At 73.5% G+C, this 26,990-nt stretch carries 25 protein-coding genes and 1 riboswitch; of the genes, 12 read left to right on the forward strand and 13 right to left on the reverse strand.

Going from position 1 to position 26,990, the window contains the following annotated elements; all coding sequences use genetic code 11:
- Positions 1 to 77 precede the first annotated feature (77 nt).
- Positions 78 to 431 carry an STAS domain-containing protein gene (locus C229_RS0107805; protein WP_033424168.1) on the forward strand — a complete coding sequence of 118 codons (354 nt, stop codon included), beginning with the start codon at positions 78 to 80 and terminating at the stop codon, positions 429 to 431.
- Positions 432 to 481: 50 nt separating this feature from the next.
- On the opposite strand, the gene C229_RS0107810 is transcribed toward C229_RS0107805, so the two are convergent.
- Positions 482 to 703 (reverse strand): hypothetical protein, encoded by a 222-nt coding sequence (locus C229_RS0107810; protein ID WP_018654515.1) that lies wholly within the window; start codon positions 701 to 703, stop codon positions 482 to 484.
- A gap of 186 nt (positions 704 to 889) precedes the next feature.
- A complete protein-coding gene (locus C229_RS0107815) occupies positions 890 to 2,068 on the reverse strand; it encodes a pentapeptide repeat-containing protein (RefSeq protein WP_018654516.1) in 1,179 nt (392 codons plus the stop codon).
- Between the two features lie 199 nt (positions 2,069 to 2,267).
- On the opposite strand from C229_RS0107815, the gene C229_RS0107820 reads away from it, so the two are divergent.
- The gene (locus C229_RS0107820) at positions 2,268 to 4,346 is read left to right on the forward strand and encodes an RNA degradosome polyphosphate kinase (protein WP_018654517.1); all 2,079 of its coding nucleotides are present in this window, start codon (positions 2,268 to 2,270) and stop codon (positions 4,344 to 4,346) included.
- Entirely contained in the window at positions 4,339 to 5,208 is an 870-nt protein-coding gene (locus C229_RS29870) for an NUDIX hydrolase (protein WP_018654518.1), read from the forward strand. The genes C229_RS0107820 and C229_RS29870 overlap by 8 nt, the downstream gene beginning before the upstream one ends.
- Here the strand turns inward: C229_RS29870 and C229_RS0107830 are convergent.
- Positions 5,205 to 6,722: a CYTH and CHAD domain-containing protein gene (locus C229_RS0107830; protein ID WP_018654519.1), complete on the reverse strand. Its 1,518-nt coding sequence runs from the start codon at positions 6,720 to 6,722 to the stop codon at positions 5,205 to 5,207. The genes C229_RS29870 and C229_RS0107830 overlap by 4 nt on opposite strands.
- A gap of 121 nt (positions 6,723 to 6,843) precedes the next feature.
- On the opposite strand from C229_RS0107830, the gene C229_RS0107835 reads away from it, so the two are divergent.
- Entirely contained in the window at positions 6,844 to 8,523 is a 1,680-nt protein-coding gene (locus C229_RS0107835) for an SDR family oxidoreductase (protein WP_026313554.1), read from the forward strand.
- A 3-nt stretch (positions 8,524 to 8,526) separates the two neighbouring features.
- Here C229_RS0107835 and C229_RS0107840 read toward each other — a convergent pair whose 3' ends face one another.
- Both C229_RS0107840 and C229_RS0107845 read right to left on the reverse strand, forming a co-directional pair.
- The gene (locus C229_RS0107840; RefSeq protein ID WP_338029154.1) at positions 8,527 to 8,883 is read right to left on the reverse strand and encodes a protein-tyrosine phosphatase family protein; all 357 of its coding nucleotides are present in this window, start codon (positions 8,881 to 8,883) and stop codon (positions 8,527 to 8,529) included.
- 211 nt (positions 8,884 to 9,094) lie between these two features.
- Positions 9,095 to 9,565: a GNAT family N-acetyltransferase gene (locus tag C229_RS0107845; RefSeq protein WP_240487120.1), complete on the reverse strand. Its 471-nt coding sequence runs from the start codon at positions 9,563 to 9,565 to the stop codon at positions 9,095 to 9,097.
- 131 nt (positions 9,566 to 9,696) lie between these two features.
- Between C229_RS0107845 and C229_RS0107850 the strand changes: the two genes are divergently transcribed.
- Positions 9,697 to 10,014 (forward strand): WhiB family transcriptional regulator, encoded by a 318-nt coding sequence (locus tag C229_RS0107850; protein ID WP_018654523.1) that lies wholly within the window; start codon positions 9,697 to 9,699, stop codon positions 10,012 to 10,014.
- Positions 10,015 to 10,128: 114 nt separating this feature from the next.
- On the forward strand, positions 10,129 to 11,316 hold the full coding sequence (locus C229_RS29875; RefSeq protein ID WP_169513816.1) for an aKG-HExxH-type peptide beta-hydroxylase: 1,188 nt from the start codon (positions 10,129 to 10,131) through the stop codon (positions 11,314 to 11,316).
- Here C229_RS29875 and fxsT read toward each other — a convergent pair.
- Positions 11,313 to 13,850 carry an FxSxx-COOH system tetratricopeptide repeat protein gene (fxsT, locus tag C229_RS0107860; RefSeq protein ID WP_018654525.1) on the reverse strand — a complete coding sequence of 846 codons (2,538 nt, stop codon included), beginning with the start codon at positions 13,848 to 13,850 and terminating at the stop codon, positions 11,313 to 11,315. The genes C229_RS29875 and fxsT overlap by 4 nt on opposite strands.
- 181 nt (positions 13,851 to 14,031) lie before the next feature.
- On the opposite strand from fxsT, the gene C229_RS34120 reads away from it, so the two are divergent.
- Positions 14,032 to 14,178, forward strand: coding sequence for a hypothetical protein (locus tag C229_RS34120; RefSeq protein ID WP_155884642.1), 147 nt, complete (start codon positions 14,032 to 14,034; stop codon positions 14,176 to 14,178).
- Positions 14,175 to 15,626: an nSTAND1 domain-containing NTPase gene (locus tag C229_RS0107865; RefSeq protein WP_018654526.1), complete on the forward strand. Its 1,452-nt coding sequence runs from the start codon at positions 14,175 to 14,177 to the stop codon at positions 15,624 to 15,626. Before C229_RS34120 ends, C229_RS0107865 begins: the two co-directional genes overlap by 4 nt.
- Positions 15,627 to 15,633: 7 nt before the next feature.
- On the opposite strand, the gene C229_RS29880 is transcribed toward C229_RS0107865, so the two are convergent.
- Complete coding sequence (locus C229_RS29880) at positions 15,634 to 16,950, reverse strand: pentapeptide repeat-containing protein (RefSeq protein ID WP_018654527.1); 1,317 nt, start codon at positions 16,948 to 16,950, stop codon at positions 15,634 to 15,636.
- Between the two features lie 247 nt (positions 16,951 to 17,197).
- On the opposite strand from C229_RS29880, the gene C229_RS0107875 reads away from it, so the two are divergent.
- Positions 17,198 to 17,794, forward strand: coding sequence for a rhomboid family intramembrane serine protease (locus C229_RS0107875; protein ID WP_018654528.1), 597 nt, complete (start codon positions 17,198 to 17,200; stop codon positions 17,792 to 17,794).
- Here C229_RS0107875 and C229_RS0107880 read toward each other — a convergent pair.
- From C229_RS0107880 to C229_RS0107900, 5 genes are all read right to left on the reverse strand, one after another.
- Positions 17,788 to 18,540, reverse strand: a complete 753-nt coding sequence (locus tag C229_RS0107880; RefSeq protein WP_018654529.1) for an SDR family oxidoreductase — start codon at positions 18,538 to 18,540, stop codon at positions 17,788 to 17,790. The genes C229_RS0107875 and C229_RS0107880 overlap by 7 nt on opposite strands.
- A gap of 59 nt (positions 18,541 to 18,599) precedes the next feature.
- Positions 18,600 to 20,039 carry a hypothetical protein gene (locus C229_RS0107885; protein WP_018654530.1) on the reverse strand — a complete coding sequence of 480 codons (1,440 nt, stop codon included), beginning with the start codon at positions 20,037 to 20,039 and terminating at the stop codon, positions 18,600 to 18,602.
- A gap of 122 nt (positions 20,040 to 20,161) precedes the next feature.
- On the reverse strand, positions 20,162 to 20,944 hold the full coding sequence (locus tag C229_RS0107890) for a sporulation protein (protein WP_018654531.1): 783 nt from the start codon (positions 20,942 to 20,944) through the stop codon (positions 20,162 to 20,164).
- A gap of 179 nt (positions 20,945 to 21,123) precedes the next feature.
- A complete protein-coding gene (locus C229_RS0107895; protein ID WP_018654532.1) occupies positions 21,124 to 21,447 on the reverse strand; it encodes a DMT family transporter in 324 nt (107 codons plus the stop codon).
- Between the two features lie 29 nt (positions 21,448 to 21,476).
- Positions 21,477 to 21,539, reverse strand: a riboswitch (guanidine-III (ykkC-III) riboswitch).
- 39 nt (positions 21,540 to 21,578) lie between these two features.
- Positions 21,579 to 22,910, reverse strand: coding sequence for a UDP-glucose dehydrogenase family protein (locus tag C229_RS0107900; protein ID WP_018654533.1), 1,332 nt, complete (start codon positions 22,908 to 22,910; stop codon positions 21,579 to 21,581).
- A gap of 458 nt (positions 22,911 to 23,368) precedes the next feature.
- Between C229_RS0107900 and C229_RS0107905 the strand changes: the two genes are divergently transcribed.
- From C229_RS0107905 to C229_RS0107915, 3 genes are all read left to right on the forward strand, one after another.
- Complete coding sequence (locus C229_RS0107905; protein WP_018654534.1) at positions 23,369 to 25,204, forward strand: acyl-CoA dehydrogenase; 1,836 nt, start codon at positions 23,369 to 23,371, stop codon at positions 25,202 to 25,204.
- A gap of 104 nt (positions 25,205 to 25,308) precedes the next feature.
- On the forward strand, positions 25,309 to 25,770 hold the full coding sequence (locus C229_RS29885; protein ID WP_018654535.1) for a TspO/MBR family protein: 462 nt from the start codon (positions 25,309 to 25,311) through the stop codon (positions 25,768 to 25,770).
- A 10-nt stretch (positions 25,771 to 25,780) separates the two neighbouring features.
- Positions 25,781 to 26,431 carry a maleylpyruvate isomerase N-terminal domain-containing protein gene (locus C229_RS0107915; protein WP_018654536.1) on the forward strand — a complete coding sequence of 217 codons (651 nt, stop codon included), beginning with the start codon at positions 25,781 to 25,783 and terminating at the stop codon, positions 26,429 to 26,431.
- Here the strand turns inward: C229_RS0107915 and C229_RS29890 are convergent.
- The gene (locus tag C229_RS29890) at positions 26,419 to 26,988 is read right to left on the reverse strand and encodes a PadR family transcriptional regulator (protein WP_018654537.1); all 570 of its coding nucleotides are present in this window, start codon (positions 26,986 to 26,988) and stop codon (positions 26,419 to 26,421) included. The genes C229_RS0107915 and C229_RS29890 overlap by 13 nt on opposite strands.
- Positions 26,989 to 26,990: the final 2 nt, after the last annotated feature.

The raw sequence follows: 26,990 nt of genomic DNA on the forward strand, positions 1-26,990 counted from the left end.
AGAGTATTCCAGAACGCTTGATTACGGGGGGTCACTTCGGGAAGGAAGCGGTGGAGACCCGGGGGGTGAGGTCCGTCATGGCGCCCAGTGTGCCACCGGCACGTCGTACTACCGCTCATACGTCGGGATACTGGCAGATCATCAACATCCGGGGTGATCTCGACTGCGCCCGCGCCGACCTGCTGCGCGCCGCGGTGGACGCGGTGATCGAGGCGGCGTCGCCGCCGGTCGCCGACGGTGGCGGGCCGCGGCTCGAACTCCATCTGGCCGAGGTGCCGTTCTGCGACTCCTACGGGCTTTCCGCCTTGGTCTACGTGGCCAAGCGGATTCGCGCCGTCGGGGGTGAACTGCGGGTCGCGGGCACGTCCCGGCAGGTGCGTTCCCTCATCCTCCGGTGCGGCCTGGAATGCCTCCTTCCGCTGCGTCAGTGAGCGGCCGGGATCTCCAGGGAACTTTCAGGTTCACCGGCCGCGCAATGGCACTACGCGCTCTTTGCCGGAGCACGGGCGGCTTTCTGCTCGGCGCGGCGCCGGACGGCGGCGTCGCGCGCCGACACCAGGCTTTCCCGCACTTTCGCCGCGCCCCGGGCGGCGGTGGTGCGATCGACCTTGCGGTCGGCGTAGACGGCGAGGACCTCGGCGACGGGCGGCGGCGTGAACTCCTCGCGCGCGACCGGCACGACGGGCAGCGGAAGAAGCGGCACGCTCGGCGTGCCGGGGGCGGGAACGAGCGTGAGATGGGCGCGGCAGTTAGGGCACTCCGCGCCCGCATGAGTTTCTCTGCTCATACCCCCGATGATTACCCGTGGGTCTGACATTTCATCCGGTGGGCGTTTCCCGGGAGCACGGACGGATACGCGGCCGGTTCGTGATCGGCGGGAAAAGGCCCGTCACAGCGCCAGGGTCAGCCAGCGCAGCAGCCGCGCGCGGCGGGGCCGGGCGCGGTGGCGGCAGCGGGCGGCGCCGTGGCGCAGGTCGCGGCCGAGCGCGCCGGGCGCGGACGCCGCGAGGCGCGTGTAGACGCCGGTCAGGCGCGGGTCGGCGGCGCCGCCGACGTCCTCGGCGAGGACGGCGCGGGCCCGCGCAGCCGGGCGGTGCCGGGCGGTGGCGAACGCGCAGCCGTCCAGGGCGACGGCGGCCGACAGCCCGAGGAAGCGGCAGTGCGTCAGGTCGAGCCCGGTGAGCGTGACGTGCGGCGCGGACACGTCGCGCAGGGACAGCACGGCGGCGGCCTCGCCGCAGACGGTGAGCGGCGCGCCGAACGCCGCGCCCTCCAGGTCGAGCGCGCCGTCGCGGAGCCGGAACCCGCCCGCGCCGCGCACGGCGGCCTCCCGGGCGGTGACGACCGGCGCGGTGGCCCGGACGTGCAGGTCGCCGAGCGCGGTGAGACCGGTCAGGACGAGCGAGCCGCGCGCGGTCAGCGGCCCGAGCCGCAGCCCCTGCCGGAACCGGGCGCGGTCGAGGCGGGCGTGCCGCCCGGCCTCGACGTGCCGGAACGAGACGGGACCGGCGAACCGGGCGGCGCGCAGCGTCACGTCGCGGCCGAAGCGGGCGGCGTCGAAGGCGGCGGCGCCGGTGACGTCGGCGGAGTCGAAGACGGCGTCGGCGTGCCAGCGGGTGTCGCCGAACAGGACGTCACCGGCGAACACGGTCTCGGTGAACGCGGCGTGCCGGTGGAAGTGCGCCCCGTGGAAGGAGGCGTTCCCGGCGAACCGGGCGCGGTGGAACGAGACGTGGCCGAGGAAGGACGCGCCGTAGAACGACGCGGCGCCGGTGAACCGGGCCCCGTCGAAGGACGCGTCGCCCTCGAAGCGGACGCCGCGCAGCGCCGCGCCGGGCGGCAGGACGGCGCCGTCGAACCGGGCGCGGCCGACGCGCGGCGTTCCGGCGGCGTCGGTGAGGGCGTCCAGCAGGGCGGCCAGCGCGGCGTCGGGCACGGTGAGGCCGCGCAGGTCGAGGTCGTCGCCGGGGCGCAGCCCGGCGGGCGGGTCGAGCAGGCACGCGGCGGGGCGCCCGGTGCAGCCGGGGACGGCGCAGCGGTGCCGGATGGAGCCCGGTAAGACGGTCACGCTGCCCGTTCTACCCGTCCCGGGGGGACGGGCTTACCTGTCCGTGCGGTCAGGTCCGTGGACCGAACGAAATTCTGTGCGAGCCGTACGCGGGGAGCCCGCGTGATCTGGGGAACCGTGGGCATCATCGGTGTATCTGACTTATGACCGAAACAACCGTGTTCGCCTGTTGTTCACCTGTGGACGGGACGATTGGGGCATGACCGTAAATCCAGGACATTTCGCGCGGGACGCGGACGCGCTCCCCGAGGACCGCTTCCTCGACCGTGAAGAGAGCTGGCTGCGCTTCAACCAGCGCGTCCTGGAGCTCGCCGAGGACCCCGGCCTCCCGCTCCTCGAACGCGTCCGCTTCCTGTCGATCTTCGCGACGAACCTGGACGAGTTCTTCATGGTCCGCGTCGCCGGGCTCACCCGCCGCATGGCCACCGGCCTCGCCGTCCGCTCCGCCAGCGGACGCCAGCCCCGCGAGGTCCTGACCCGCACCGCCGCCGTCGCGCACCGGCTCATGCTGCGGCAGGCCGCCTGCTTCGCCGGGGACGTCTGGCCCGCGCTGCGCGCCGAGGGCATCGACATGCTGCGCTGGGACGACCTCGCCGAGACCGAGCGCGAACACCTGCGGCGGCTGTTCCGCGACCGCATCTACCCCGTCCTGACACCGCTCGTCGTGGACTCCGCGCACCCCTTCCCCTACATCTCGGGGCTGTCGCTCAACCTCGCCGTCATCGTCCGCGACCCCGAGACCGACGCGACCATGTTCGCCCGCGTCAAGGTGCCGCCCGTCCTGCCCCGCTTCATCGAGGCGTCGCCCGACCGGTACGTCCCCCTGGAGGACGTCATCGCCGCGCACCTCGACCAGCTCTTCACCGGCATGGAGGTGGTCGAGCGGCACGCGTTCCGCGTCACCCGCAACCAGGACCTGGAGATCGACGAGGACATCAGCGAGAGCCTGCTCCAGGCGCTGGAACGCGAACTGCTGCTGCGCCGGTTCGGGCCCGTCGTCCGGCTGGAGGTCGAGGAGTCGATCTCGCCGGACGTCCTGGAACTGCTCACCGACGAACTCGCCGTGGACGAGAGCCAGATCTACCGCGTCCCCGGCCCGCTCGACCTGGCCGGGCTCGGCGCCATCGCCGACCTGGACCGGCCCGACCTGAAGTACCCGCCGTTCGTCCCGTCCAAGGACTCCATCCCCGCCGACGCGGGCATCTTCGGCGTCATCCGCGAGCGGGACGTGCTCGTCCACCACCCCTACGACTCGTTCGCCACGACCGTGCAGCGGCTCATCGAGGACGCCGCCGAGGACCCGCGCGTCCTGGCGATCAAGCAGACGCTGTACCGCACCAGCGGCGACTCCCCGATCGTGGACGCGCTCATCGAGGCCGCCGAGGCGGGCAAGCAGGTCGTGGTCGTCGTGGAACTGAAGGCCCGGTTCGACGAGCGCGCCAACATCGCCTGGGCGCGCAAGCTGGAGAAGGCCGGCTGCCACGTCGTGTACGGGTTCGTCGGGCTCAAGACGCACTGCAAGCTGGCGCTCGTCGTCCGCCAGGAGTCGGACGGGACGCTGCGCCGCTACTGCCACATCGGCACCGGCAACTACCACCCCAAGACGGCCCGGCTCTACGAGGACCTGGGGCTGCTGACGGCTTCCTCGGAGGTCGGCGAGGACGTCAGCGCGCTGTTCAACCACCTCACCGGCTACTCGCGGCAGACGTCGTACAACCGGCTGCTGGTGGCGCCGCAGAGCGTCCGGTCCGGGCTGGTGTCGCGGATCGAGCGGGAGATCGCGCACCACGAGGCGGGACGTCCGGCGCGCATCCGGGTCAAGTGCAACTCGCTGGTGGACGAGGTCGTCATCGACACCCTCTACCGGGCGTCGCGGGCCGGAGTGCCGGTGGACGTCTGGGTGCGCGGTATATGCGCACTGCGTCCCGGTGTGCCGGGGCTGTCGGAGACGATCCGGGTCCGGAGCATCCTCGGCCGCTTCCTGGAGCACTCCCGTATCTTCGCCTTCGACAACGACGGCGAGGCCGAGGTGTGGATCGGCAGCGCCGACCTCATGCACCGCAACCTGGACCGCCGGGTGGAGGCCCTCGTGACCGTGACCGACCGGGTGCAGCGCGACGAGCTGCTCCGCGTCCTCGACCTGGCCATGGACCCCGGCACCGCGTCGTGGCGGCTCGACGCCGAGGGCACCTGGACCCGCGAGGGCTCGGCCACCGAACTGCTCGACCTCCAGACCAGCCTGGTGCGCAGCCGCCGCTGGAAGACCGTCGATGGCTGACCCGATCCGCGCGGCGGGCGCGGTGCTGTGGCGGGACGGCCCGTCCGGCGTGCAGGTCGCCGTGGCGCACCGGCCGCACTACGACGACTGGTCGTTCCCCAAGGGCAAGCTCGACCCGGGCGAGCACATCCTGGAGACGGTCGTCCGCGAGGTGATCGAGGAGACCGGCGTCGTGCCGCGCCTCGGCCGCCGCCTCCCGACGATCACCTACGAGGTCGGCGGGCGGGCCAAGACCGTCGACTACTGGGCCGCGACGCCGGTCGCGGCCCCGGAGTTCACCCCGAACGACGAGGTGGACGCGCTGGAGTGGCTGGACGTGGAGGCCGCCGCCGACCGGCTCAGCTACGCGCACGACGCCGGGCTGCTGCGCGCGTTCGCGGCGGCCCCGGCGCGGACGTGGCCGCTGGTCGTCCTGCGGCACGCGTCGGCCGGGGACAAGCACGCCTGGACCGAACCGGACGAACTGCGCCCGCTGGACGCGCGGGGCCGCACGGACGCGGCCCTGGTGTCGGGGCTGCTCGCCGCGTTCGGCCGGTTCCAGGTGGTGTCGTCCGCGACGGCGCGGTGCCTGGAGACCGTCCTGCCCTACGTCCGCCGCACGCGGGCGCCGCTGCGCACCGACGCCGAGCTGACGGTCGGAGAACCGCACACCGGCGGCCTGGTCGACGGCCTGCTCGCCGCCGCCGCCCCGGCCGTCCTGTGCACGCACGGCGAGACCGTCGGGCACCTGGTCACCGCCCTGTGCGCGACGCTGAAGGCCGACCCGCCGGACGATCCGTGCCTGCCCAAGGCGGGCTTCTGGGTGGCGCACATCGGTGACGGCGCGCTGGTCGCGCTGGAGCGGCACACCGCCGACGTCTAGAGGTCCGGCGGGCCGATCGCCTGCCAGTGCTCGGTGAAGTCGGCCACGGCGCGGTCGGACTCCGCGCGCTCCAGCCCGTACAGGAGGCCGAGCGTGAAGCCCTCGGCGGCGTGCCGGGGGCGGGTGGCGCGCAGGCGTTCCATGGCGACGATGGCGTCCTGGTGGTCCCCGAGGACCGTTTGCAGGCGCTTCGCTCGCTTGGACGTCTTCTTGGCCGGTTTGCCGAGGACCGGGACGGCGACGTCGGCGGCGTACCGGGCGCGTTTGGCGGCCTTGCGGGTCGCGTGGCGGGCCTCGTCGCGGTCGGTCGCCGCCGCGATCGACGCCTCGCGCTTCTCCATCCGGCGCCACGCCTTCCCGACGTGCCGGGGGAGTTCCCCAGCGGCGGCGCGGCCCGCGCCCTTGCCGCGGAGCGGCGGATCGGTGTGCAGGGCGTCGAGCGCGTCGAGCAGCGCGTGGTAGCGGGCGCTGGTCAGGGTCCGGTTCAGCGCGCGGTAGGCGGTCTTCTCCTCGCGCGGCAGGGTGCTGGAGACGAGCGACGGCACCGGTTCGTCGAGCGTTTCCAGGCGGTCGGTGAACCGCATGCGCAGGACCTCCAGGTCGCGGACCTCGCCCAGCGCCCCGGCGAGCCACTTCAGCTCGTCCTTGAGCGGGCCGGTGCGCTCGGCGTCGAGCAGCGGGGCGTAGCTCTGGAAGGCGCTGCGCAGGCGGCGGGTCGCGACGCGCATCTTGTGGACGGCGTCGTCCCCGGCCTGGCGGGCCCTCGTGTCCCAGAAGTAGATCGCGTCGACCTGCGTGGCGAGGTAGGCCAGGACGGCGTCACCGGCGGTACCCGTCGTCGCGCGGGCCTGCGCGCGGGCGCGGGCGGCCTCCGGCACCGGGACGCGGTCGTTCAGGACGCGGGCCAGCTTCGACGGCGACGTCCCCGGCACCGCGCCCGCCCGGCGCACCTTCTTCGCGGCGGCCTTCAGCAGGGCGCGGTCGCCGCCGGACAGCTCGACCTCGATCTCCCGCCACGTGTCCGACGGCTCGGCGGTGGGGGCGCCGTCGGCGAGGTCGACGCCGGTGCCGGTGCCGAGCAGGACGCGGCCCGTCACCAGGTCGTCGGCGACCTCCGCGAGCGGGCCGTCCGCGCCGTGCAGCAGCGTCGCGGTGCGCTCGGTGTCCAGCGCGGCGACGGGCAGCAGCCGTCCGCCGCGCGTCCAGGCCGAGACGAGCCGCGCCAGCCTGCCGGGGACCGTCTTGGACCGGCCGAGCGGGACGCGCGTCTCGGTCCGGCCGCCCTCCGCCGGGATCTTCAGGTGCCAGCCCGCGTCGGCGCCGCCCCGGCGGCGGCGCAGCGTGATGCCGTGCGCGGCGAGGCGCAGGTCGGCGGTGTCGAAGTAGACGGCGCGCAGCGAGCGCGCCGGGAGGACCTCCACGTCGGTGACGCCCGGCAGGCCGGACAGGTCGGGGAGGGTGAAGTCGGGTGCCGCGTCGTACTTGTCCTCGATCTCCAGATGCCGATCTGCCACGCTGCGTCCCTTTCGCCGGTCCTGACCTGAGCAGTACCACGCGGAGGTGAACGCGAACCCGTTTCTGTGATGCCGTTCACGCGGGCTTGACCGGGCGTCCCCGCCGGACCTTAATGACTCCATGTCCAATACGTTGCGTTCCCGGACCGTCCGCGGCGACGGCGTCGACCTGGCCGTCTTCGAGCGCGGTGCCGGACCCGTCGTGCTCCTCCTGCACGGCTACCCCGACACCCACGCGGTCTGGGACGACGTCGCCGAACTGCTCGCCACCGGCCACCGCGTCATCACCTACGACGTGCGCGGCGCCGGGGAGTCGTCCCGTCCGCGCGGCCGGGACGCCTACCGGTTCGAGCACCTCATGGCCGACCTGCGCGCCGTGCTCGACGCCGTCGCGCCCGGCGAACGCGTCCACCTCGCCGGGCACGACTGGGGCTCCATCCAGGGATGGGAGGCCGTCTGCACGATGCCGGAGCGGTTCCTGTCCTACACGTCGATCTCCGGGCCGTCGCTCGACCACGTCGGGCGCTGGATGCGCGGGCTGCACCCCGGCGCGTCGCTGCGGCAGGGCCTGCACTCCTGGTACATCGCGTTCTTCCAGTCGCCGCTGCTGCCCGAGCTGAGCTGGCGCAGCGGGACCGGCGGCAAACTGCTCGCCCGGCTCGAAGGCGACGTCCACTTCGGCGGGACGCTCCCCGCCGACGGCGCGGCCGGCGTCGCGCTGTACCGCGCCAACGTCCCCGACCGGCTGCTGCGGCCCCGCGACCGGCGCACCGACGTGCCCGTGCAGCTCGTCGTCCCCGAGGACGACGCGTTCGTCACGCCCGCGCTCGCCGAGGCCGCGCGGCCGTTCGTCCGGGACCTGTGGATTCGCCGGGTCAAGGGACGGCACTGGATTCCGGCCGCCAAGCCCGAGCTGATCGCGCGGCTGGTGCGGGAGCACGTCGCGCAGACGTCCGGGGCGCCCGCGCGGGGGCTGGTGCGCGGGCAGGTCGCGGACAAGCCGGAGTTCGCGGGGCATCTCGTCGTCGTCACCGGAGCCGGGAGCGGCATCGGACGCTCCACCGCGCTCGCGTTCGCCGAACTGGGCGCCGAGGTCGTCGCCGCCGACATCGACGCCGCCGCCGCGGCCCGCACCGCCGACCTCGCGTCCGCGCTCGGGCCGCAGGCCACCGCGTACACCGTGGACGTGTCGGACGCCGACGCCATGGAGAAGTTCGCCGCGTCGCTGGACGTGCCGGACATCGTCGTCAACAACGCGGGCATCGGCATGGCCGGGGCGTTCCTCGACCACACGCCGGCCGACTGGGACCGGCTGCTCGGCGTGAACCTGTGGGGCGTCATCCACGGCTCGCGCCTCTTCGGCGCCCGCATGGTCGCGCGCGGCGAGGGCGGCCACATCGTCAACACCGCCTCGATGGCGGCGTACACGCCGTCGCGGGCGCTGCCCGCCTACAGCACCAGCAAGGCGGCCGTCCTCATGCTCACCGAGTGCCTGCGCGCGGAGCTCGCCGCCGAGGGCATCGGCGTGTCCGCGATCTGCCCCGGCTTCATCGACACCGCCATCACCCGCACGACCGCGTTCGTCGGCCTCTCCCCGGACGCGCAGTCGCGGCAGCGCCGCCGCGCCGTCCGCGCCTACGCGCGGCGCGGCTACGGGCCGGACCGGGTGGCCGAGCGGATCGTCGCGGCGGTCCGCTCGAACACGCCGGTCGTCCCGGTCGCGGCCGAGGCGCACGTGGCGCGGTTCGCCTCGCGCGTCTCGCCGGGGCTGCTTCGGGCGGCGGCGCGGCTGCGGGTCTGAGGGTCAGCCCAGGTCGGGGAAGCGGGCGATCCAGCGGCGCTGCCAGGGGGTCTCGACGGCGCGCGGGTGGTGGTGCGCGCGGACCCAGGTGATCGCGTCGGCGGGCGAGAGCCCGTCCAGCACGGCCAGGCACGCGAGCGCGGTCCCGGTCCGGCCGACGCCGCCACCGCACGCCACCTCGACCCGTTCGCCGTCACCGGCCCTGCGGTGCAGCTCCCGCAGGACGGTGGCGGCGTGCACGTGGTCACGCGGCAGCAGAAAGTCGGGCCACTCCACCCACGTCGCGGCCCAGCCGATGCCCGCACCGTGCGCCCGCCGAAACCGCGGCGTCCCCAAATAGACCCCGAACTCGGGCTCCACCCCACCCGGAAGCGGCTTCCGCAACCCCCGCCCCCGAACGAAAGCCCCCTCGGGCAACTCAATCGCACCACTGAGACGCTCCATGATCACCATTATGCGCCCCCGCCCCAAATGCGGGGAACCGTGGAAAAACCGTAGCCCGGGGCGGCTTGCTGCGGTGGATCGTCCGCCCCCGCCGCCTGGTCCGCGCCGAGGGGCGGAACGGGGCCGGTTAGGCGAGGGGGTACTTCATGCCCTGGTGGGTTGGGCGGAAGCCTATTTTTTGGTAGAAGCGGATGGACTGGGGGCGTTGGCGGTCGGTGGTGAGCTGGACGACGCGGCAGCCTCGGGTGCGGGCCTGGTCGATGGCCCAGGTGATCATGAGCTGGCCGACGCCGTTGCCGCGTTGCTCGGCGGCGACGCGGACGCCCTCGATCTGGGCGCGCTCGCCGCCGGTGTAGGTGAGGGACGGGATGTAGGTCAGTTGCAGCGTTCCCGCGATGGCGCCGTCGATCTCCGCGATGATGATCGCGTTGTTCGGGTCCTTGTCGATCGCGTCGAACGCGGTGAAGTACGCCTCGGGGATGACGTCGCCCGTGGCCTCGCGGGTCGCGCCGAGGGGGTCGTCGGCGAGGAGGCGGACGACCGCGGGCAGGTCGGCGCGGGCGGCCTCGCGGAACGTCACTTCTGCATCACGGTGCACGTCAGCCAGGCTATCCGTCCGGAATACCCGGTGGGTCACCGCGACTTGTAGTACTACGCGATGTAGTACTACGTTGGGTGGAAGACAATCCACCCCGTCCGCCCGGCGACCCACGCCGCAGGGAGACTTCAATGCCGAAGCCCAGCACCGAGGAACACTGGAGCGACCACGCCATCTGCCGTGGCGCCGACCCCGACCTCTTCTTCCCGATCGGCTACGCGGCGTCCCTGCTCCAGGAGCAGGAGCGCGCCGCCAAGCAGATCTGCGGGAACTGCCCGGTCATCGCCGACTGCCTGACCTGGGCCCTCAAGGTCGGCGAGCCCGACGGCGTCTGGGGCGGCACCAACCCGGAGGAACGCCGCATGCTGCGCCGCACCGCCGAGGCCCCGGCCCGCCGCAGGCTACCGGTCATCACCGTCCGGGGTGACCTGTCCGCCGAAGCCGCCTGAAACTCGTCCCGGAGTGACCACGATCCGCCCCGGGTTCGGTGCAACAGGGCACATAGCGCTGCGGCTCCCGTAGGCAGAATGGGACCGGCGTCCCAACTCCGGAACGGGAGCGGCATGAGCGGTCCTGTGCCCTTGATGCTGACCGAGCAGGTCTTCGACCGGCTCGCCCGGGGCGTCCCCGACCCCGACGTCGCCGCCTTCGTGCGCCGCGGTGCCCACAGCGTGACGCGGCTGCTCCTGCGCACCGTCGCCGAAGACCCCGCCGCCGCCTCCGCGTTCGCCGACCTGGCGGCGCTGGAGCGACGGGCGCCGCACGCGGTCGCCCGCGTCCTGCGGCATCCCGCCGTCGGAGCGTGGGCGCGCGTCGCCTGCGGCCTGACGACGGCCGGGGACGCCGCCGCACCCGCGCGGATGCGCGCCGTCGCCGCGTCCGCCGCCGCGCGCGCCGGGATCGCGCACCGCGCCGTGCTCCCCGCCGACGACGGCCTGGTGATGCTGCCGTCGCTGGGCGCGGCGCGCACCGACGAGACCGCGGGCACCGTTGTCGTCGCCGACGGGCGCCTGTCCGTCGACGGCCGTCCCGTGCCGCACGACACCGGCTGCGAGACGCCGCACTGGCAGGGCCTGCGCGTCCTGCGCGCGCGAGGCCCGCACGGCGCGCTGCGCCTCACCCTGGACGACCTCGACCCGTTCCGATTCCCCAGCCACGCCGCCGGACGCCTGGACGCCGTCGAGACGGCCCGCTGGGCGGCGATCCTGCGCGGCGCGTGGACGCTGCTCGGCCGCGACCACCCGGCCGCCGCCGCCGAGGTCCGCGCCCTGGCGTCCACCCTCACCCCGATCGACGGCTACCGGGGCGGGACGTCCCGCGCCGCCTTCGGCTGCGTCGCCACGACGCCGCCGCGCGACCCGGTCACCTTCGCCGAGACGCTGGTGCACGAGGCGCAGCACGCCAAGCTGACCGTCCTGCTCGACCTGGTCGACCTCGCCCGCGACGAGGGCGTCCGCCGCTACCCGGCCGCCTGGCGCGCCGACCCCCGGCCGCTCGGCGGCCTGCTGCACGGCGCGTACGCCCATGTCGGCGTCGCCGCGTTCTGGCGCCGCCGGCACGCCGCCGGGGGCGGCGAGGAGGCGCACGCCCGCGCGCTGCGCTGGTGGTCGGCCGCGGGGACCGCCCTCGCCACCGTCGAGGACAGCGGCGCGCTCACCCCGCTCGGGCACCGCTTCGCCGCCGGGCTGCGCGCCGCCCTCGCCGAGCTGTCCCCGCACCGCGCGACGGCCGCGCCGGGACGGTACGCCTAAAGCGGCATCGGGTCGAAGTCGTACTCGATGCGCCGTCCGGCGTCGAGCAGCGGCGCCCAGGGGCTGTCGTCACCGAGCCGCTCGACGAGCCAGGCCACCGCCCACTCGCGCAGGACGGCCCCCTCCTCGGCGTCGGCGCCGCCCAGCGCGATGAGATCGAGCGCGAGGTTGGCCATCGTGACGAACGTCATCGGGTTCTCCTCGCCGAGGAGCGCCAGCACGCGCCGGTGGGTCGCGCGGCCGAGGTCGGCGGCCTCGCGGAACCGGCCGAGCGCCGCCAGGTCGCCCGCGAGGCACTGCGCGGCGATCAGCGTGAACTGGTGGTCCTCGCCCAGCGACGCGGTGAGCGCCGCGTGAGCCTCCCGGTCGAGCGCGTGGGCCGCGGCCGCGTCGCCGGAGAGCCGGTGCAGCAGGGCCAGGTTGCTCGCGGTCATGTGCGTATAGGGGTGGTCGGCGGAGTACATGCGCGCGTACGCGTCCAGCGCGGAGTGCGTCAGCCGGGTGGCCTGGGGCAGGTCGCCCGCGACCCGCGCGGTGTTGGCGAGCAGCAGCGACGCCGCCACCGTGTCGGGGTGCACGTCGCCGTGGCGGCGCCGCATGCGGTCGAGGACGTCGGCCGCGAACTCGACCGACTCGGGCGAGCCGCCCTCGGCCAGCCGCATCGCGATGGCGAGGTCCTTCGTGCAGCGGAGCGTGAACGCGTGGTCGGGCCCGAACGCGGCCTCCTGCGCGGCGAGGAGTTCCTCGCCCATGAACTGCGCCAGCTCGAAGTCGCCGCCGAGCCGGATCGCGCGGATCTGGTTGGCGCGGACGATGCTCAGCAGCGCGTTGCTCGCGCCCTCGCGCTCGGCCAGGGTGGCGTGGATGTCGGTCAGCAGCTCGACGGCCTCGGCGTAGTGGCTGCTGAGCACCAGGCCGACGGCGTAGTTGGTGCGGGCGGTCAGGGTGAGGTAGCCGGTCGCGCCGAACGCCTTGACGTGGCCGTCCACCGAGGACCGCGACAGGTTCAGCGCGTCGGTGAACCGGCCGGCCGACCGGAGGTCGATGATGTAGTTGTTCGTGAGCCGCAGGACCTCGGTGTGGTCGTCGGGCACCCCGCGCTCGCGCGCCGTCTCTAGCGCCGCCTCGTCGGTCGCGAAGGCGTCGGCGAACCGGCTCGCCCGGCGCTGCGCGGACCCGAGGTGACGCCGCATCGCCAGTACGTCGGTCATGTCCGACTCGGGGTCGGCGGTCCACGCAGTGGCGCACCGTTCGGCCAGGCGCAGCGCCGCACCGATGTTGCCGGACTGGTAGAGGAAGCGGACGACGCTGCGCAGCAGGAACCGGACGCGCCCGTCGCCGCTGTCCACCGCGCCGGACGGTTCCACGTGCGCGGCCAGCCGCAGGTAGGCGGGCCAGGTGGTGGCGTCGTCGGGGTCGCGCGGATCGGCGGCGGCGAGCAGCAGGTGGGCGGCGTTCCGCAGCCGCTCGCTCTCCTGCGGCGACACGTTCTCGCGCAGCCAGCGCTGGAGGACGCGGTGCAGCTCGAACGTCCGGCGCCGTGGGTCGACCTTGAGCAGCGAGAACCGGCCGAGTTCGCGGACGGCGCGGTGGAACTTGATCGGATCGCTGAGGATCTCGCGCAGGCCCGGGTCGAGCGCGTCGGTGCCGCCGGTGAGGACGGCGCGCGGGATCGGCGCCGGTCCGAAGTGGGCGACGACCCGCAGCACCTCCAGCGCGGTCGGCTGCGCCCGCCGCAGCTCGGACATGGCGACGTCCCAGGAGGCGGAGACCGCCGCGGTGTCGGGGTGGCGGCCTTGGTCGAGCAGTTCGGAGGTGCGGCGTTCGAGCAGCGCGAGGTACTCGTCGAGGGGGAGCCCGCTGGCGTGGTGCAGGGCGCTCGCCTGGTCGAGCACGATCGGCAGGTGGCCGAGCGCCTCGGCGAGCTGGTCGGCCTCGTCGGGGTCGACGCCGGGGATGCGGCGGCCGAGGAAGTCGGCGCTCTCCTCCTTGGTGAACACGTCCACGCCGAGCGTGCGGACGTCCTCGCGCCATTCCAGGTTCTGCGAGGTGATGACGACCTGGCCGGGGCCGTCGGGCACCCACTCCAGGACCTTCAGCGGCTCGGTGGCGTTGTCGAAGACCAGCAGCCAGTTGGCGACCGGGACGCCGCTGGAGAGCGCCCGCAGCACCTCGCGCGCGGCGTCCTCGGCGGCGACGGCGCCGGCGGCGCCGAGGCCGAGTTCGGGCGCGAGCCGGGCGAGCGCGGCGGGGATGAGACCCTCCTGTTCGGCCGGAATCCACCAGACGAGGTCGAAGTCCTCGCGGTGGCGGTGCGCGTACTCGATGGCGACCTGGGTCTTGCCGACGCCGCCGAGGCCGCGCAGCGCGACCGGGCCGGACGCGGCGGCGGCGCCCGGCGCGGGCAGCAGCAGCGTGACCTGGGCGGCTCCGGAGCGCATGTCGTCGAGCAGGTCCTCGCGTCCGGTGAAGTTGCGGTTGCGGGAGGGGACGCCGCCCCAGATCCGCGCGCTGCCCGGTGCCCCGGCCGTCATAGGACGCTCCTCGGAAAATTCGGCGAACAATTCATTCTAAGCGCGGGCCCGGGGGACCGTCCGGCATTCTTCGGCGTCCTGGTGCATGATGGGGGGACGTGGAAGGAGCGGGATGTCGTCGACGTCTTCATCGGACATTCAGTGCGCACTGTCTGATCTGTCCGAAATATCTCTTTCGGCAATGCTCGCGTGGCCACGGTCGGCCACCGACGAGCCCCTGCGCCTCCTGCGCGACCGTCAGCACGGCATCCCCGACCCCCTTTTCAGCGGCTCGCCCGACTACGCGCCCGCCGCCGAGCACGCCCCACCGGCGGAAGCGACGCGATGACCGGCGCACCGCCCCCCGCGCCGTTCCCCGGGGAGCGTCCCTACCGCGCCGACGAGGGCCACCTGTTCTTCGGCCGGGAACGTGAGGCGGGCGACGTCGCCGCGCTGTGGCTCCGCTCGCCGCTCACCGTCGTGCACGGCCCCGCCGGGGCGGGCCTGTCGTCGCTGCTGGCGGCGGGCGTCCTGCCCCGGCTGCGCGGCGAGCGCGGCACCGTGGCGCACGTCGCGCCGCTCGTCATGCCCGCCGACCACCCGTCCGGCGCGCTCACCGGCCCCACGCCCGACGAGTACGCGCTGATCCGCGGCTGGGCGCCGCACCTGCGGGCCGAGGCCGCCGCCGAGACGTCGCTCGGCCGCGCCCTGGCCGGGCCGCCGCGCCCGCCCCGGCTGCTGCTCGCCGTCGACCAGGCCGAGAACGCCGTCCGCGCCCGGACGACCGGCGCGCTGCGGGAACTGCTCGGCGAGACGGCGCGGCGGCATCCGACGGCGCGGCTGCTGCTGGCCGTCCGCTCGGAGCACCTGGCCCCGCTGCTCGGCGCCCTGCCCGGAGCGCCGGCGACGTACCGGCTGCCCCCGCTGCGGCCCGGCCCGGCCGCGGCGGCCCTCGCGGCCGCCGTCGCCGCGACCGGCGTCCGGCGGATCGCGCCCGCCGCCGTCGCCGCGCTGGCCGGGCGGTTCGGCCGCCGCAACGACGCGCCGGTGCCCGGATCGCTCGTGCAGGACGTCGCGCACGGCCTGTGGGACGCCTGGCCGCCCGGCGAACCGGCGGCCGGGCCGGACACGTTCGCCGGTCCCGGGCCGGTGCGCTGGGCCGCCGCCGGGATCTGGCGGGCGGTGTGCCGGACGGCCGCCCTGCACGACCGCGAACCGGCCGACCTCGTCGCGGCGCTGGCCGCCGACCCCGGTCCCGAACGGCTCGGCGACGCCGTCGCGGCGACGCTGACCGACCGGCACCTGCTCGCGGACGGCGCCCTCGCCGGGCCCGCGCTCACCGCGCCGCTGCGCCTCCTCGCCCGGTCCGCCGACGAGCGGGAGCCCTACGTCCCGTCGGCGGCGGACTGGCTCGACGACGCCGCGCACGCCCGCGCCACCGGATCGCCCGACCTCGCCGCACATGCCGCGCTGCGCGCCCTGACCGCCGCCGACCGTCCCGTCGACCGGCTCACCGCCGAACTGCTGCTCGGCGACCTCGCGCGCGACGGCGGCCGGTACGCCGACGCCGAGGCCCGCTACCGGCAGGCGGCGCAGTCGGCCGAGACGCTCGGGCGCCGCGCCCTGGTCGGCGCGCTGCTCACCGCCGTCGGGCGGCTGCGGCTCGCCTCGGGCGACTCGCCCGGCGCCGCCCGCCTCCTGCACGCCGCCACCGACCGCACGCCCGGCGTCCGCGCGCCCCGCGAAGACCTCGAACGCCTCTTCGCCGCCGGGCGCGCGGTCCGCCGCGCCACCTGACCACCGCTCACGGTTCGCGGGCGAGCGCACCGGCTTCGTCGCGCGTCCAGCCGGGCGGGACGGTCGTCGCCGCGTCCGGCAGCGCGCCGGTGAGGTCGAGCCCGGCCATCAGGACGCCGGTCAGGTCGACGCCGTGCACGCGCGCTCCGGCCAGGCGGGCCTGGACGAGCGAGGCGCCGCCCAGGTCGGCGGCGCTCAGGTCGGCCCCGCGCAGATCGGCCGCGTCCAGCCGGGTGCCGCTCAGGTCGGCGCCGCGCAGCCGGGCGTCGCGCAGGTCGGCGGCGGTGAGCCGGGCGCCGGTGAGGACCGCGCCGTCCAGGTCGCAGCGGACGAGCCGCGCGTCGCCCAGGTCGGCGTCGGGGAACGCCGCGCCCGGCAGCGCCGCGTCGGTGAGGTCGGCGGTGGCGAGGACGCAGCGGGCGCCGCGCGCGCCGTCCAGCCGGGCCGCGCGCAGGACGGCGCGGGTGAGGTCGGCGTCGTCGAGGGCCGCGCCGTCCAGCCGCGCGTCCGTCAGGGACACGCCCCGTGCCGTGACGCCGGTGAGCCGCGTCCGGCGCAGCCGTGCCCCGTCCAGGCGGGCGTCGGCCAGCCGCGCCCCGTCCAGGCGGGCACGGCCGAGCCGCGCCTTCGGCAGGACCGCGCCGGTCAGGTCGGCCCCGCGCAGGTCGGCCCCGGCCAGGTGGGCGCCGTGCACTTCCAACCGAGGCAGTTGCGCGCCGCGCAGCACCAGCGGCGCGACGTCGAAGCCGGTCGTGCGGCGGCCGAGGACGCTCATCGCGGCCTGCACGGCGGGCGGGACGGAGGGCCCGGAGTGGCCGCGCACGAACGTCGTCAGCACCTCCATGACGTCGGGGTGGTCGGCGCGGGAGTCGCGCGCGATCCGGCCGAGCGCGTAGACCGAACCGACCCTGACCTGGTCGGACGCCTCGCCGAGCTGGTCCACCGCGCGCGCGAACCGCTCGGTGAGCTGCGCCGACTCGGCCTGCGCGAGCGTGGCCAGCGCCGTCTCGGCCTGGCGTTCGGCGGTCTCGGCGTGCAGTTCCAGCGTCCTGCGGTTCAGCTCGCTCTGCTGACGCGCCAGCACGAAGTTGCGCGCGGTGTAGACGAACGCGCCGATGCCGAGCGCGCCCGCGATGACCTGGAGGAACATTCCCCGGGCCGCGTTGCGCGCGTTCCCGATCTTCTCGGCGCGCGATTTCGCGGGCACGTTCCCGTAGTCGTGTTCGGCCAGCCAGGCGGCGCCGGGACCGAACAGAAGGAGCAGCAAAGCGCAGAGGAGAAGGACGCCGGTCACGATCAGCGGAATGCGCACCTTGGCCCACACGCGAGGAATGCTACGTGAGGTGCCTCTTATTCACTATGTGGCGGCTCTTTACCGACGGGCGCCGGTGATCGCGTTTATCGGGCAGGAGGCACCGGGACCGCGACGCGCCCGGGAGGTTCGTGTGGCGGGGGGCCGGGCACCATCACGGACGGCCGGTCGTTGAACCGGTGACGACCAGGTGTTCCCGATCTACGGTGGCGCTATGAGTTATCCCCCGGTTCCCGACAGGCGACGATCGACAGGACTCGTGACGCACGGCGGACGCGCGGTGTCGGCCGCCCTCGTCGTGCTCACCCTCGCGGCGGTCATGTGGGCGCTGGAGATCATCGACTTCGCGGCGGGCGGCGCGCTCGACACGTTCGGCATCCAGCCGCGCGACGTCGGCGACCTGCCGCACATCTTCACGGCCCCGTTCATGCACGGCGGTTTCGACCACCTCATGGGCAACACGGTGCCGTTCCTCGTGCTCGGCTTCCTGGCGGCGTTCCGGGGCATCGCCAAGTTCTTCGCGATGTCGCTCATCGTCATCGTCGTGGGCGGCCTCGGCGTGTGGTTCACCAGCCCCGGCAACACGCTCGGCTCCAGCATCCTGATCTTCGGGTTCTTCGGCTACCTGCTCGGCCGGGGCCTGTTCGAGCGGCGCATGGTCGACATCGTCATCGCGCTGCTCGTCGTCGTCTTCTACGGCACGCTGATCTTCGGCGTGCTGCCCAGCGACCCCGGCATCTCCTGGCAGGGCCACCTGTTCGGGCTGATCGGCGGCGTCATCGCGTCCTGGGTGCTGCGCCGCCGGGACGGCGCCCGCCCGGCGGCCTCACCCGCACCCCCGCCCTACGGCTACTGACGCGGCCGGATCGTGACCTCCGCGACGGTCGCGTCCGTCGGCGCCTCCAGGGCGGCGACGAGCACCTTGGCGATCGTCAGCGGCGACACGAAGTCGGACGGGTCGTAGGGCTTGTCCTCCTGCGCCCGCACCCGCTGCTGCATCTCGGTCGCGGTGCGGCCCGGGAACAGCGTCGTCACCCGCAGCGCCGGTTCCTCGGCGCGCAGCGCGTCGGCCAGCGCGCGCAGCCCCGCCTTGCTCGCCGCGTACGCCGACCAGCGCGGGTTCGCGCGCAGGCCCGCCGTCGAGTTCACGAACACCACGTCGCCGGACGCGGCGCGCAGCGCGGGCAGCAGCAGCCGCGTCAGCTCCGCCGCCGACACCAGGTTCACCGACATGTGCGTGATCCAGTCGTCGGCCTCCAGGTCGTCCACGGTGCCGAGGTGCACGAACCCGGCCGTGTGGATCACGCCGTCCAGCCGCTCCGGCAGCCCCTCCTCGGCGAGCCGCGCCTCCAGCCTGCGCGGCTCGGCCAGGTCCAGGACGACGGCGCGCAGCCCCGGCCCGTCCGCGTCGGGGTCCGGGCCGCCGCCCTGCCGCATGAGCTGCGTCCGGGCGTGCGCGCCCGTCCGCAGGGTGCGGGCCAGTTCGTTCAGCCGCTGCGGCGACCGTCCGGTGAGGATGAGGTCATGGCCCCGGTCGCGGAGCTGTCCCGCGACGGCGGCGCCGATGCCGCCCGTCGCGCCGGTGATGAGATACGTGCCCATGCCGCCCCATTCTGGTGCTGTTCCGTCCTTCTCATCGACGACCGGAGCGCGTGTCAGGTTCAGTTCGGGCGCAGCACGCGTGCCGTTCCGGCGATCAGCGCCGTGGCGAGCACCCATCCGGACGACACCAGCCCGTAGGCGATCCAGCGCGACCAGCCGTCCGGGTCGAACGACTGCTGCTGCCCGAACGTGTCGATGGGGATGAGCAGGTCGAGGCTGTAGATGAGCGCGTGGAACTTCGGCAGTTCCTCGGGCGGCTTCACCGGCCCCGGCTGGTGGATCGAGAACACCAGCGTGCCGACGGCCATGAGGAACCCGAACCACGCGAACGCCAGCCACGGCCGGTAGCCGTACCCGACGGTCCAGTCCAGGAGCTGGTTCCAGCCCCGCCCGATGATGTTGAGCTTGCGGCGCCGCGCCCGCATCTTGGCGAGCTGCACCTTGCGGGCCAGGTCGTCGTGGCCGACGCTGTGGAACCACGTGGCGAGCTGCTCGTAGGGTTGCAGGTGGAACTCGGGGTCGCGGTTGATCCAGCTCATGCGGTCGCGCAGCTCGCCGCCGCGCAGCGTCTCGTAGATCAGGCCGTTGAGGTAGAGCCGGTCCGGCCAGATCTCGGGGTGGTCCATGAGCACCTGGACGCGCGAGTACGACAGCGACACCCGGCCCTTGATCCGCTCGGACGGCCACAGCAGCAGCTCGTCGGCCGTCATGTGGCTGGCGTGCAGCGCCATCCGGTCGGGGTCGGTGGAGTCCAGGACGGCCTTGGAGAACGACACGATCCCGTTGAACCGGGCGTTCCGCAGCCGGACGGTGCCGTACGCGGTGAAGCCCTGGCTGAACTCGGCGGCGTCCTCGACGACCATGCTCTGCGCGTCCAGCGCGAGCCGGCCGGGGTTTCGCAGCGTCGCGCCCTCCATGTAGAGGCCGCCGTTCATGCGGGCGCCGACGAGCCGCATCCCGCCGGTGATCTCGGCGTTGCGGGCGAAGCAGCCGACCTCCACGACGAGGCCGCCGCTGAACAGCGCCCATTCGTCCGGTGACGGCGAGGTGATCTTCGTCCCGTTCATCCGGAGCCCGCCGGAGAGCTGCGCGCGGGGCAGCCGGACGGTCCCCTCGACGACCGAGCCGGACAGGCTGAGGTACCCGTCGGCGCGCAGGCCGCCGCCGTCGAACCCGGGCATCCAGCAGTCGGACATGCGGAGCTGCCGCGACTGGGTGTTGGACAGGTCGGGTTCCTCGACCAGGCGGCAGAACTCCAGCCGCAGCTCCGGCTCGACGTTCCCGCCGCCGAGGTCGATCTGCCCGATGACGTACGCGCCCTTGAGCCGCACGGCCGCCACGGCCCCCGGCACGGTGCTGCCCGCGCCGAGCAGCAACTGGGCGATGATCTCGCCCCGGACGATCCGGTCGGGCTGCGGCCCGAGCGGCAGATCGTCCCCGAGCACGACCTGCGCGCCGGTCGGGAACGCGGCCCACAGCCGCCGCTCGGCATCGTTCAAACCAGGGGGTTCAGGCACAGACCAACTTGTACGCGTCCATTCCGCACTGATCAAGTTCCCGCCGGTCGCAGCGCGTGGCGGGGGGCGCGCTCCGGGCCGGTCCCGGAGCGCGACGGGGAGGATCAGAAGAAGCCGCGGCGGCGGCCGGCCTGCTGGAGGAAGCCGTCGAGTTCCTGCTCCCAGTTGGTGTGCTCGGCGGAGGCGTAGTCGACGGTGAAGCGGCTGAACGCGTCGTGGCCCTCGGTGAAGACGCCGCCGCGCTTGTCCAGCTCCAGCACGACCTCCATCGAGTGCGGGTTCGCCACGAACGTCACTTCGAGCTGCTTGATGCCCGAGTAGCGGGGCGTCCCGTGGAACTCGATCTCCTGGTAGAAGGGCAGTTCCTGGTGGACGCCCCAGATGCGGCCCTTCTCGCAGTCGGCGTTGCGGAAGTGGAAGCCGAGGTTGGAGAACGCGGCGAGGATGCGCTCCTGCGCGGGCAGCGGGTGGATCGCCAGCGGGTCCAGGTCGCCGGGGTCGAGCGCGCGGGCGACCTCCAGCTCGGTGGCGAGGCCGACCGTCATGCCGTGCAGCGGGTGCCCGTACATGTGGGTCAGCGGAGCCTCCCACGGGATCGGGAACTGGAACGGGATGCCGAATCGCGCGCCGTCGTCGAGCTTGAACGCGCCCGCGATCGGCACTTTGGCGTACGTGAGGTTGGTGTTGTACTCGTTGTCGCCGCTCTCCACCTCGACCTTGGTGCGCAGCGCCAGGTTCACCGCGAGGATGTCGGAGTCGTGCTGCCCGCCGATGATCGTCACCTCTCCGGTGACGACGTTGCCGGGGGTCGTGTTGGGGTTGTGTAGGACCGTCTCGATCGACGGGCCTCCGACGCCCATCGCCTGCTTGAGCTTCTTGAAGACCACCACTGCCTCCTACCTCGATGGGCGCGCCATGAGCACCCGGACACCGTCCTATGACGCTCACCGAGGACGCTACGGTTCCCGCGAACGGCGCACACCCCCCGCGCGCGAACAAATCCGCCGCACAGGTGGCCGCCCTCGGCCACCTCTGCGGCCGGACACCCGTCCCCGGCCATGATCGGTCAGTGCGCGGCGCCCGCCAGGTTCAGCGTGACGACGCCCGCGACGATCAGGGCCAGCGCGGCGATGCGGAGCGGGGAGGCGTCGTCGCCGAACGCGACCATGCCGAGCACGGCGGTGCCGACGGCGCCGATGCCGACCCAGGCGGCGTAGGCGGTGCCGACGTCCAGGCGGCGCAGGGCGAGGCTGAGCAGGCCGAAGCTGGCCACGGCGAACACCAGGAACAGGACGCTCGGCACCGGCACCGTGAAACCACGGGCGGCCTTGAGCGACAGGGCCATCGCGACCTCGAACAGGCCCGCGACGACGACGAGGACCCACGCCATGAGAACTCCCGGAGACGAGACGACAGAGGCGTGCGTCGTCTTGTCGTCACCGGGTACGGCGCACCTCGTCCGGGAGGGCTGGGGCCCTCACCCGCTCCAACGGCCCGGCGGGGCCGGGTGTTCCCGCGCCGTCAGGAACGTCCGAGCGCCCGGTACTCCCAGCCGTGCGAGCGCCACTGCGCGGCGTTCAGCGCGTGCCGTCCGTCCACGATCCGCCGGTGGCCGACGACGCGCGCCAGCGCCTCGGGGTCGATCTCGCGGAACTCGGCCCACTCGGTGAGCAGCACGACGACGTCGGCGCCGCGCGCGACGTCCAGCGCGCTCTCGCCGTAGGAGAGCTGCGGGAACGCGCGCCGCGCGTTGTCCAGCGCGGCCGGGTCGTAGACGCGGACGTCGGCGCCGAGCCCGTGCAGCGTGGCGGCGACGTCGAGCGCGGGCGCGTCGCGGATGTCGTCGGAGTTCGGCTTGAACGCTGCGCCCCACGCCGCGATCCGCGCGCCCTCGGGCCGGTGGTCCAGCAATTCGCAGACCAGGTCGACGGTGCGGGCGCGGCGCCGCCGGTTGATGCCGTCCACCTCGCGCAGGAACGACACGGCCTGCCCGACGCCCATCTCCTCGGCGCGGTGCGCGAACGCGCGGATGTCCTTGGGCAGGCAGCCGCCGCCGAAGCCGAGGCCGGGCTTGAGGAACCGGCCGCCGATGCGGTCGTCGAGGGCGAGCGCGTCGGCGAGGTCCTTGACGTCGGCGCCGACGGCCTCGCACACCTCGGCCATCGCGTTGATGTAGGAGATCTTGGTGGCCAGGTAGGAGTTCGCGGCGACCTTGACCAGCTCGGCGGTCGGCAGGTCGGTCCGGACGACGGGCGCGCCGTACTCCAGGACGGGCCGGAACGCCGCCCGCAGCCGCTCCTCGGCCCAGTCGGACGCGACGCCGAACACGAGCCGGTCGGGGTGCATCGTGTCGTCCACGGCGAAGCCCTCGCGCAGGAACTCCGGGCTCCACGCCAGCTCGACGTCGCTTCCGGCGGGCGCGAGGTCGCGCAGCACGCCGGTGAGGCGTTCGGCCGTCCCGACCGGGACGGTGGAGCGGCCGACGACCAGGACGCGCCGGTCCAGGTGCGGGGCGAGGCTGGTGACGGCGGCGTCCACGTAGCGCAGGTCGGCGGCCTCGGACCCGGCCTGCTGGGGCGTGCCGACGCAGATGAAGTGGACGTCGCCGAAGCGGGCGGCCTCCTCGTACGACGTGGTGAACCGCAGCCGTCCCGAGTCGAGCGCCTTGGTGAGCAGTTCGGGCAGGCCGGGCTCGAAGAAGGGGACCTCGCCGGACGCGAGCCGGGCGATCTTGCTCTCGTCGACGTCCACGCCGAGGACCTCGAAGCCGAGCACGGCCATGCAGATCGCGTGGGTGGCGCCGAGGTAGCCGGTGCCGATCACGGTGAGCCGCGGTGCCGGGGTGGAGCTCATGCGGTCCTCCTTGTTCTCCCGCGGTGCGCGTGTCCGTCGCGCGCGGAGGGCGCGGCACGGGACGGGGTGGCGGTGCGGAGCCGGGGGCGGCGAGGCGGCGGACGCCCCGACGGGGTGGCGGGTTTGGTCGGGTCTGCCGGTGTTGGACCAGAGAGTGTGTTATCGGTAGTGCGGCGACGGCGTCAAGCGGGACGTGGGCGCCGCATGGGCCTGGTGAGCCGGTCTGGGGTGAATACCCGCAGATCACCCTTCTTGCACCCTTTTGCGGCTGTCCGCGTGGCTTGTGAGGTGCCTCACTTTGCACCACGCTGTACGCCGTCGTGTACCGCCCGTCTCGTGCTCGAACGTGCTCAGCGCATGGGTTGCGTGCCGGTTACCAGCGGGTAGCATGAAGACGAGTTACTGACCAGTACGATCGCGGGGCCACGAGCGCGCCGCCGGACCAGACGGAGTGTTCGATGGGGCACTACAAGAGCAACCTCCGAGACCTGGAGTTCAACCTCTTCGAGGTGTTCAACCGCCAGGAACTGCTCGGCAGCGGCCCGTACGCGGAGCTGGACGAGGAGACCGTCCGCAGCATCCTGGACGAGGTCAACCGCCTCTCCGAGGGCGTGCTCGCGGAGTCCTTCGAGGACGCCGACCGCAACCCGCCGAAGTTCGACCCGGCGACCGGCTCGGTCGCCATGCCGGAGAGCTTCAAGAAGTCGTACAAGGCGTGGATGGACGCCGAGTGGTACCGCGTCGACCTGTCGCCCGCGTTCGGCGGCACCGGCGCGCCCCGCAGCCTCACCTGGGCGATCGCCGAGCAGGTGCTGGGCGCCAACCCCGCCATCTACATGTTCGCCTCCGGCCCCGGCTTCGCCCAGATCCTGTGGCACATCGGCACCCCGGAGCAGAAGAAGTTCGCCGAGCTGGCGCTGGAGCGCCAGTGGGGCGCCACGATGGTGCTGACCGAGCCCGACGCGGGTTCCGACGTCGGCGCCGGCCGCGCCAAGGCCGTCCAGCAGGCCGACGGCACCTGGCACATCGAGGGCGTCAAGCGCTTCATCACCTCGGCCGAGCACGACATGTCCGAGAACATCTTCCACCTGGTGCTCGCCCGCCCCGAGGGCGCCGGCCCCGGCACCAAGGGCCTGTCGATGTTCCTGGTGCCCAAGTACCTGGTCGACGTCGAGTCCGGTGAGCTGGGCGAGCGCAACGGCGCCTACGTCACCAACGTCGAGAAGAAGATGGGCCTCAAGGTCTCCACGACCTGCGAGCTGACCTTCGGCGAGAAGCACCCGGCCATCGGCTACCTCGTGGGCGACGTCCACGAGGGCATCAAGCAGATGTTCATGGTCATCGAGTACGCCCGGATGATGGTCGGCACCAAGGCCATCGCCACCCTCTCCACCGGCTACCTCAACGCGCTGGAGTACGCCAAGGAGCGCGTGCAGGGCGCCGACCTCACCAAGATGACCGACAAGACCGCGCCGCGCGTCACGATCACGCACCACCCGGACGTGCGCCGCAGCCTGCTCACCCAGAAGGCGTACGCCGAGGGCATGCGGGCGCTGGTCCTGCTGACGGCCTCCTACCAGGACGCCGTGCAGATCGCCGAGCACGAGGGCCGCAAGGACGAGCTGGCCGAGAAGATCAACGACCTGCTGCTGCCGATCGTCAAGGGCTTCGGCTCCGAGCGCGCCTACGCGCTGCTGGGCGCCGAGTCGCTCCAGACGCTCGGCGGGTCGGGATTCCTCCAGGAGTACCCGATCGAGCAGTACATCCGCGACGCCAAGATCGACACCCTGTACGAGGGCACCACCGCCATCCAGGGCATGGACCTGTTCTTCCGGAAGATCCTCCGGGACAACGGCGAGGCCCTGAAGGTGCTCGCGGGCGAGATCAAGGCGTTCGCGGAGAGCGGCGCCGGCAACGGCCGCCTGAAGAACGAGCGCGTCCTGCTCGGCAAGGCCCTCGACGACGTGCAGGGCATCCTCAACCCGATGATCGGGTGGGCGCTCGGCTCCATGGAGGACCCGAAGGAGCTGTACAAGGTCGGGCTGAACAGCAGCCGCTTCCTGCTCTCCCTCGGTGACCTGGTCGTCGGCTGGCTGCTGCTGCGCCAGGCCGAGGTCGCGCTGACCAAGCTCGGCGGCGGCGACGTCTCCGACGCCGACCGCACCTTCTACACCGGCAAGGTCACCGCCGCGCAGTTCTTCGCGCAGACGGTCCTGCCGAAGATCGCCGCGGAGCGCGTCATCACCGAGGGCACCACGCTCGACGTGATGGACCTCCCCGAAGAGGCGTTCTGACCCGAGTCCCACCCCCGGACGGCCCCCGCGCGCCCCTCGTGCGCGGGGGCCGTTCCGCGTTCGCCGCCCCGCGTCCCGGGTAACGAACCCGGGAGGGGGCGATCATGACGCGTACACGGTGGATCGGACTGGCGGTGTTCCTCGGGCTCGCCGCGGTGGCGGCCCTGGTCGGGGCGCTCGGCGTGGACGGCACCACGTCCACCTACGCCGAGCTGGACAAACCGGCGTGGGCGCCGCCGTCGTGGCTGTTCGGCCCGGTCTGGACGGTCCTGTACGTGATGATCGGGATCTCGGGCTGGCTCGTCTGGGCGCGGCACGGCGTGCACTGGTCGCTGACGCTCTGGGCCGTGCAGCTCGTCCTCAACGCCCTGTGGACGCCGATCTTCTTCGGCGAGGACGCCTACCGCTGGGCCGTCGTCGACATCGTGGCGCTGTGGATCGTCATCGGCATCCTCGTCGCCGTGTTCGCCCGGCTCTCCCGGGCCGCCGCGTGGCTGCTCGTCCCGTACTGGCTCTGGGTCACCTACGCGGCCGCGCTCAACATCTCGATCGCTGCGAACAACTAGCCTGCCGGACATGACGTTCTTCTCGCGCGCCTGGACGGCGCTGCGCGACACGGTCGCGGAACTGCCGGACGACGCGTTCGCGGCGCCGTCCGGCTGCGCCGGGTGGCTCGTCCGCGACCTGGCGTGCCACCTGGTCATCGACGCGCAGGACGTGCTGATCACGCTCGCGACGCCCGCCGACGCCCCGCCCACCCGCGACGCCGCGACGTACTGGGACGTCCTGGAGGCGCCGCCGACCGGCGACGACCCGCTCGACGCGCTGACCGTCCGGCTCGCCGCCGCCTACGGGGAACCCCGGCTGCTGAAGTTCCACCTGGACGACGTCGGCGCCGCCGCCGGGCGCGCGGCCGTGCTCGCCGACCCGTCCGCGTACGTCGGCACCAAGGGCGAGGTCCTCACGGCGGGCGACTACCTGGCCGCCTACGTCCTGGAGTGGACGCTGCACCACCTCGACCTCGTCGCGCACCTGCCGGACGTGGCCGGGCCGCCCGCCGAAGGTCTCGCGGCGGCCCGGGAACTGCTGGAACGGATCGTCGGCTTCGCGTTCCCCGCGTCGTTCTCCGACCGGGACGCGCTGCTCGTCGGCACCGGCCGCCGCGCCCCGGCCGCCGCCGAGACGGCCGCGCTCGGCGGCGCGGCCGTCCCCGTCTACCTCGGCTGAGCCTTCCCGGCGGCGTCCTCCAGCCGGGCGATGGTCTCGTCGATCCAGTCCAGCCACGTCTGGGCGTGCATCTCCCCGGCCCGCCGCACCGCGTCCCAGATGAGCGGATCGCGGTCGTCGGTGGTGTTGGCCGCCGCGAATTCCGCGATGTATCCGGGCAATTCGTGGGCGAGCTGGTCGCGTTGCCGGAGATGCAGGTCGCGCAATACGCGCAGTTGCGTGACCATCTCCTCCGGCGCCCGGGTTCCGGAGAAGAAGAACCGCACGAGGAACGGCGTCCTGACCGGGTCGAGTTCGGTGACCAGTTCGCCGAGCCACCCGTCGAACGCCTGCCGCCCCGCGTCGGTGGCCGAGTAGACGCGCCGGTCGGGACGCCCCTGCTGCGGCACCACCTCGGACACGACCAGGCCGTCGTTCTCCAGTTGCCCCAGCGTGCGATAGATCTGGCTGAGCTGCGCGGGCCACACGAAATTGATGCTGCTGCGGATCGCCGCGGCCAGGTCGTAGCCCGTCATGGATTGACGCAGCAGAAAACCGAGCAGGGCGAACTTGAGCATCG

This window comes from Actinomadura flavalba DSM 45200 (genome assembly GCF_000374305.1).
GTDB lineage: Bacteria > Actinomycetota > Actinomycetes > Streptosporangiales > Streptosporangiaceae > Spirillospora > Spirillospora flavalba.

Bases quoted from the DNA above. Each gene is read 5' to 3' on its own strand.
- C229_RS0107805 (WP_033424168.1), top strand. From the start codon at position 78: ATGGCGCCCAGTGTGCCACCGGCACGTCGTACTACCGCTCATACGTCG.
- C229_RS0107820 (WP_018654517.1), top strand. From the start codon at position 2,268: ATGACCGTAAATCCAGGACATTTCGCGCGGGACGCGGACGCGCTCCCC.
- C229_RS29870 (WP_018654518.1), top strand. From the start codon at position 4,339: ATGGCTGACCCGATCCGCGCGGCGGGCGCGGTGCTGTGGCGGGACGGC.
- C229_RS0107835 (WP_026313554.1), top strand. From the start codon at position 6,844: ATGTCCAATACGTTGCGTTCCCGGACCGTCCGCGGCGACGGCGTCGAC.
- C229_RS0107850 (WP_018654523.1), top strand. From the start codon at position 9,697: ATGCCGAAGCCCAGCACCGAGGAACACTGGAGCGACCACGCCATCTGC.
- C229_RS29875 (WP_169513816.1), top strand. From the start codon at position 10,129: ATGAGCGGTCCTGTGCCCTTGATGCTGACCGAGCAGGTCTTCGACCGG.
- fxsT (WP_018654525.1), bottom strand. From the start codon at position 13,850: ATGACGGCCGGGGCACCGGGCAGCGCGCGGATCTGGGGCGGCGTCCCC.
- C229_RS34120 (WP_155884642.1), top strand. From the start codon at position 14,032: ATGCTCGCGTGGCCACGGTCGGCCACCGACGAGCCCCTGCGCCTCCTG.
- C229_RS0107865 (WP_018654526.1), top strand. From the start codon at position 14,175: ATGACCGGCGCACCGCCCCCCGCGCCGTTCCCCGGGGAGCGTCCCTAC.
- C229_RS0107880 (WP_018654529.1), bottom strand. From the start codon at position 18,540: ATGGGCACGTATCTCATCACCGGCGCGACGGGCGGCATCGGCGCCGCC.
- C229_RS0107895 (WP_018654532.1), bottom strand. From the start codon at position 21,447: ATGGCGTGGGTCCTCGTCGTCGTCGCGGGCCTGTTCGAGGTCGCGATG.
- C229_RS0107900 (WP_018654533.1), bottom strand. From the start codon at position 22,910: ATGAGCTCCACCCCGGCACCGCGGCTCACCGTGATCGGCACCGGCTAC.
- C229_RS0107905 (WP_018654534.1), top strand. From the start codon at position 23,369: ATGGGGCACTACAAGAGCAACCTCCGAGACCTGGAGTTCAACCTCTTC.
- C229_RS29885 (WP_018654535.1), top strand. From the start codon at position 25,309: ATGACGCGTACACGGTGGATCGGACTGGCGGTGTTCCTCGGGCTCGCC.
- C229_RS0107915 (WP_018654536.1), top strand. From the start codon at position 25,781: ATGACGTTCTTCTCGCGCGCCTGGACGGCGCTGCGCGACACGGTCGCG.
- C229_RS29890 (WP_018654537.1), bottom strand. From the start codon at position 26,988: ATGCTCAAGTTCGCCCTGCTCGGTTTTCTGCTGCGTCAATCCATGACG.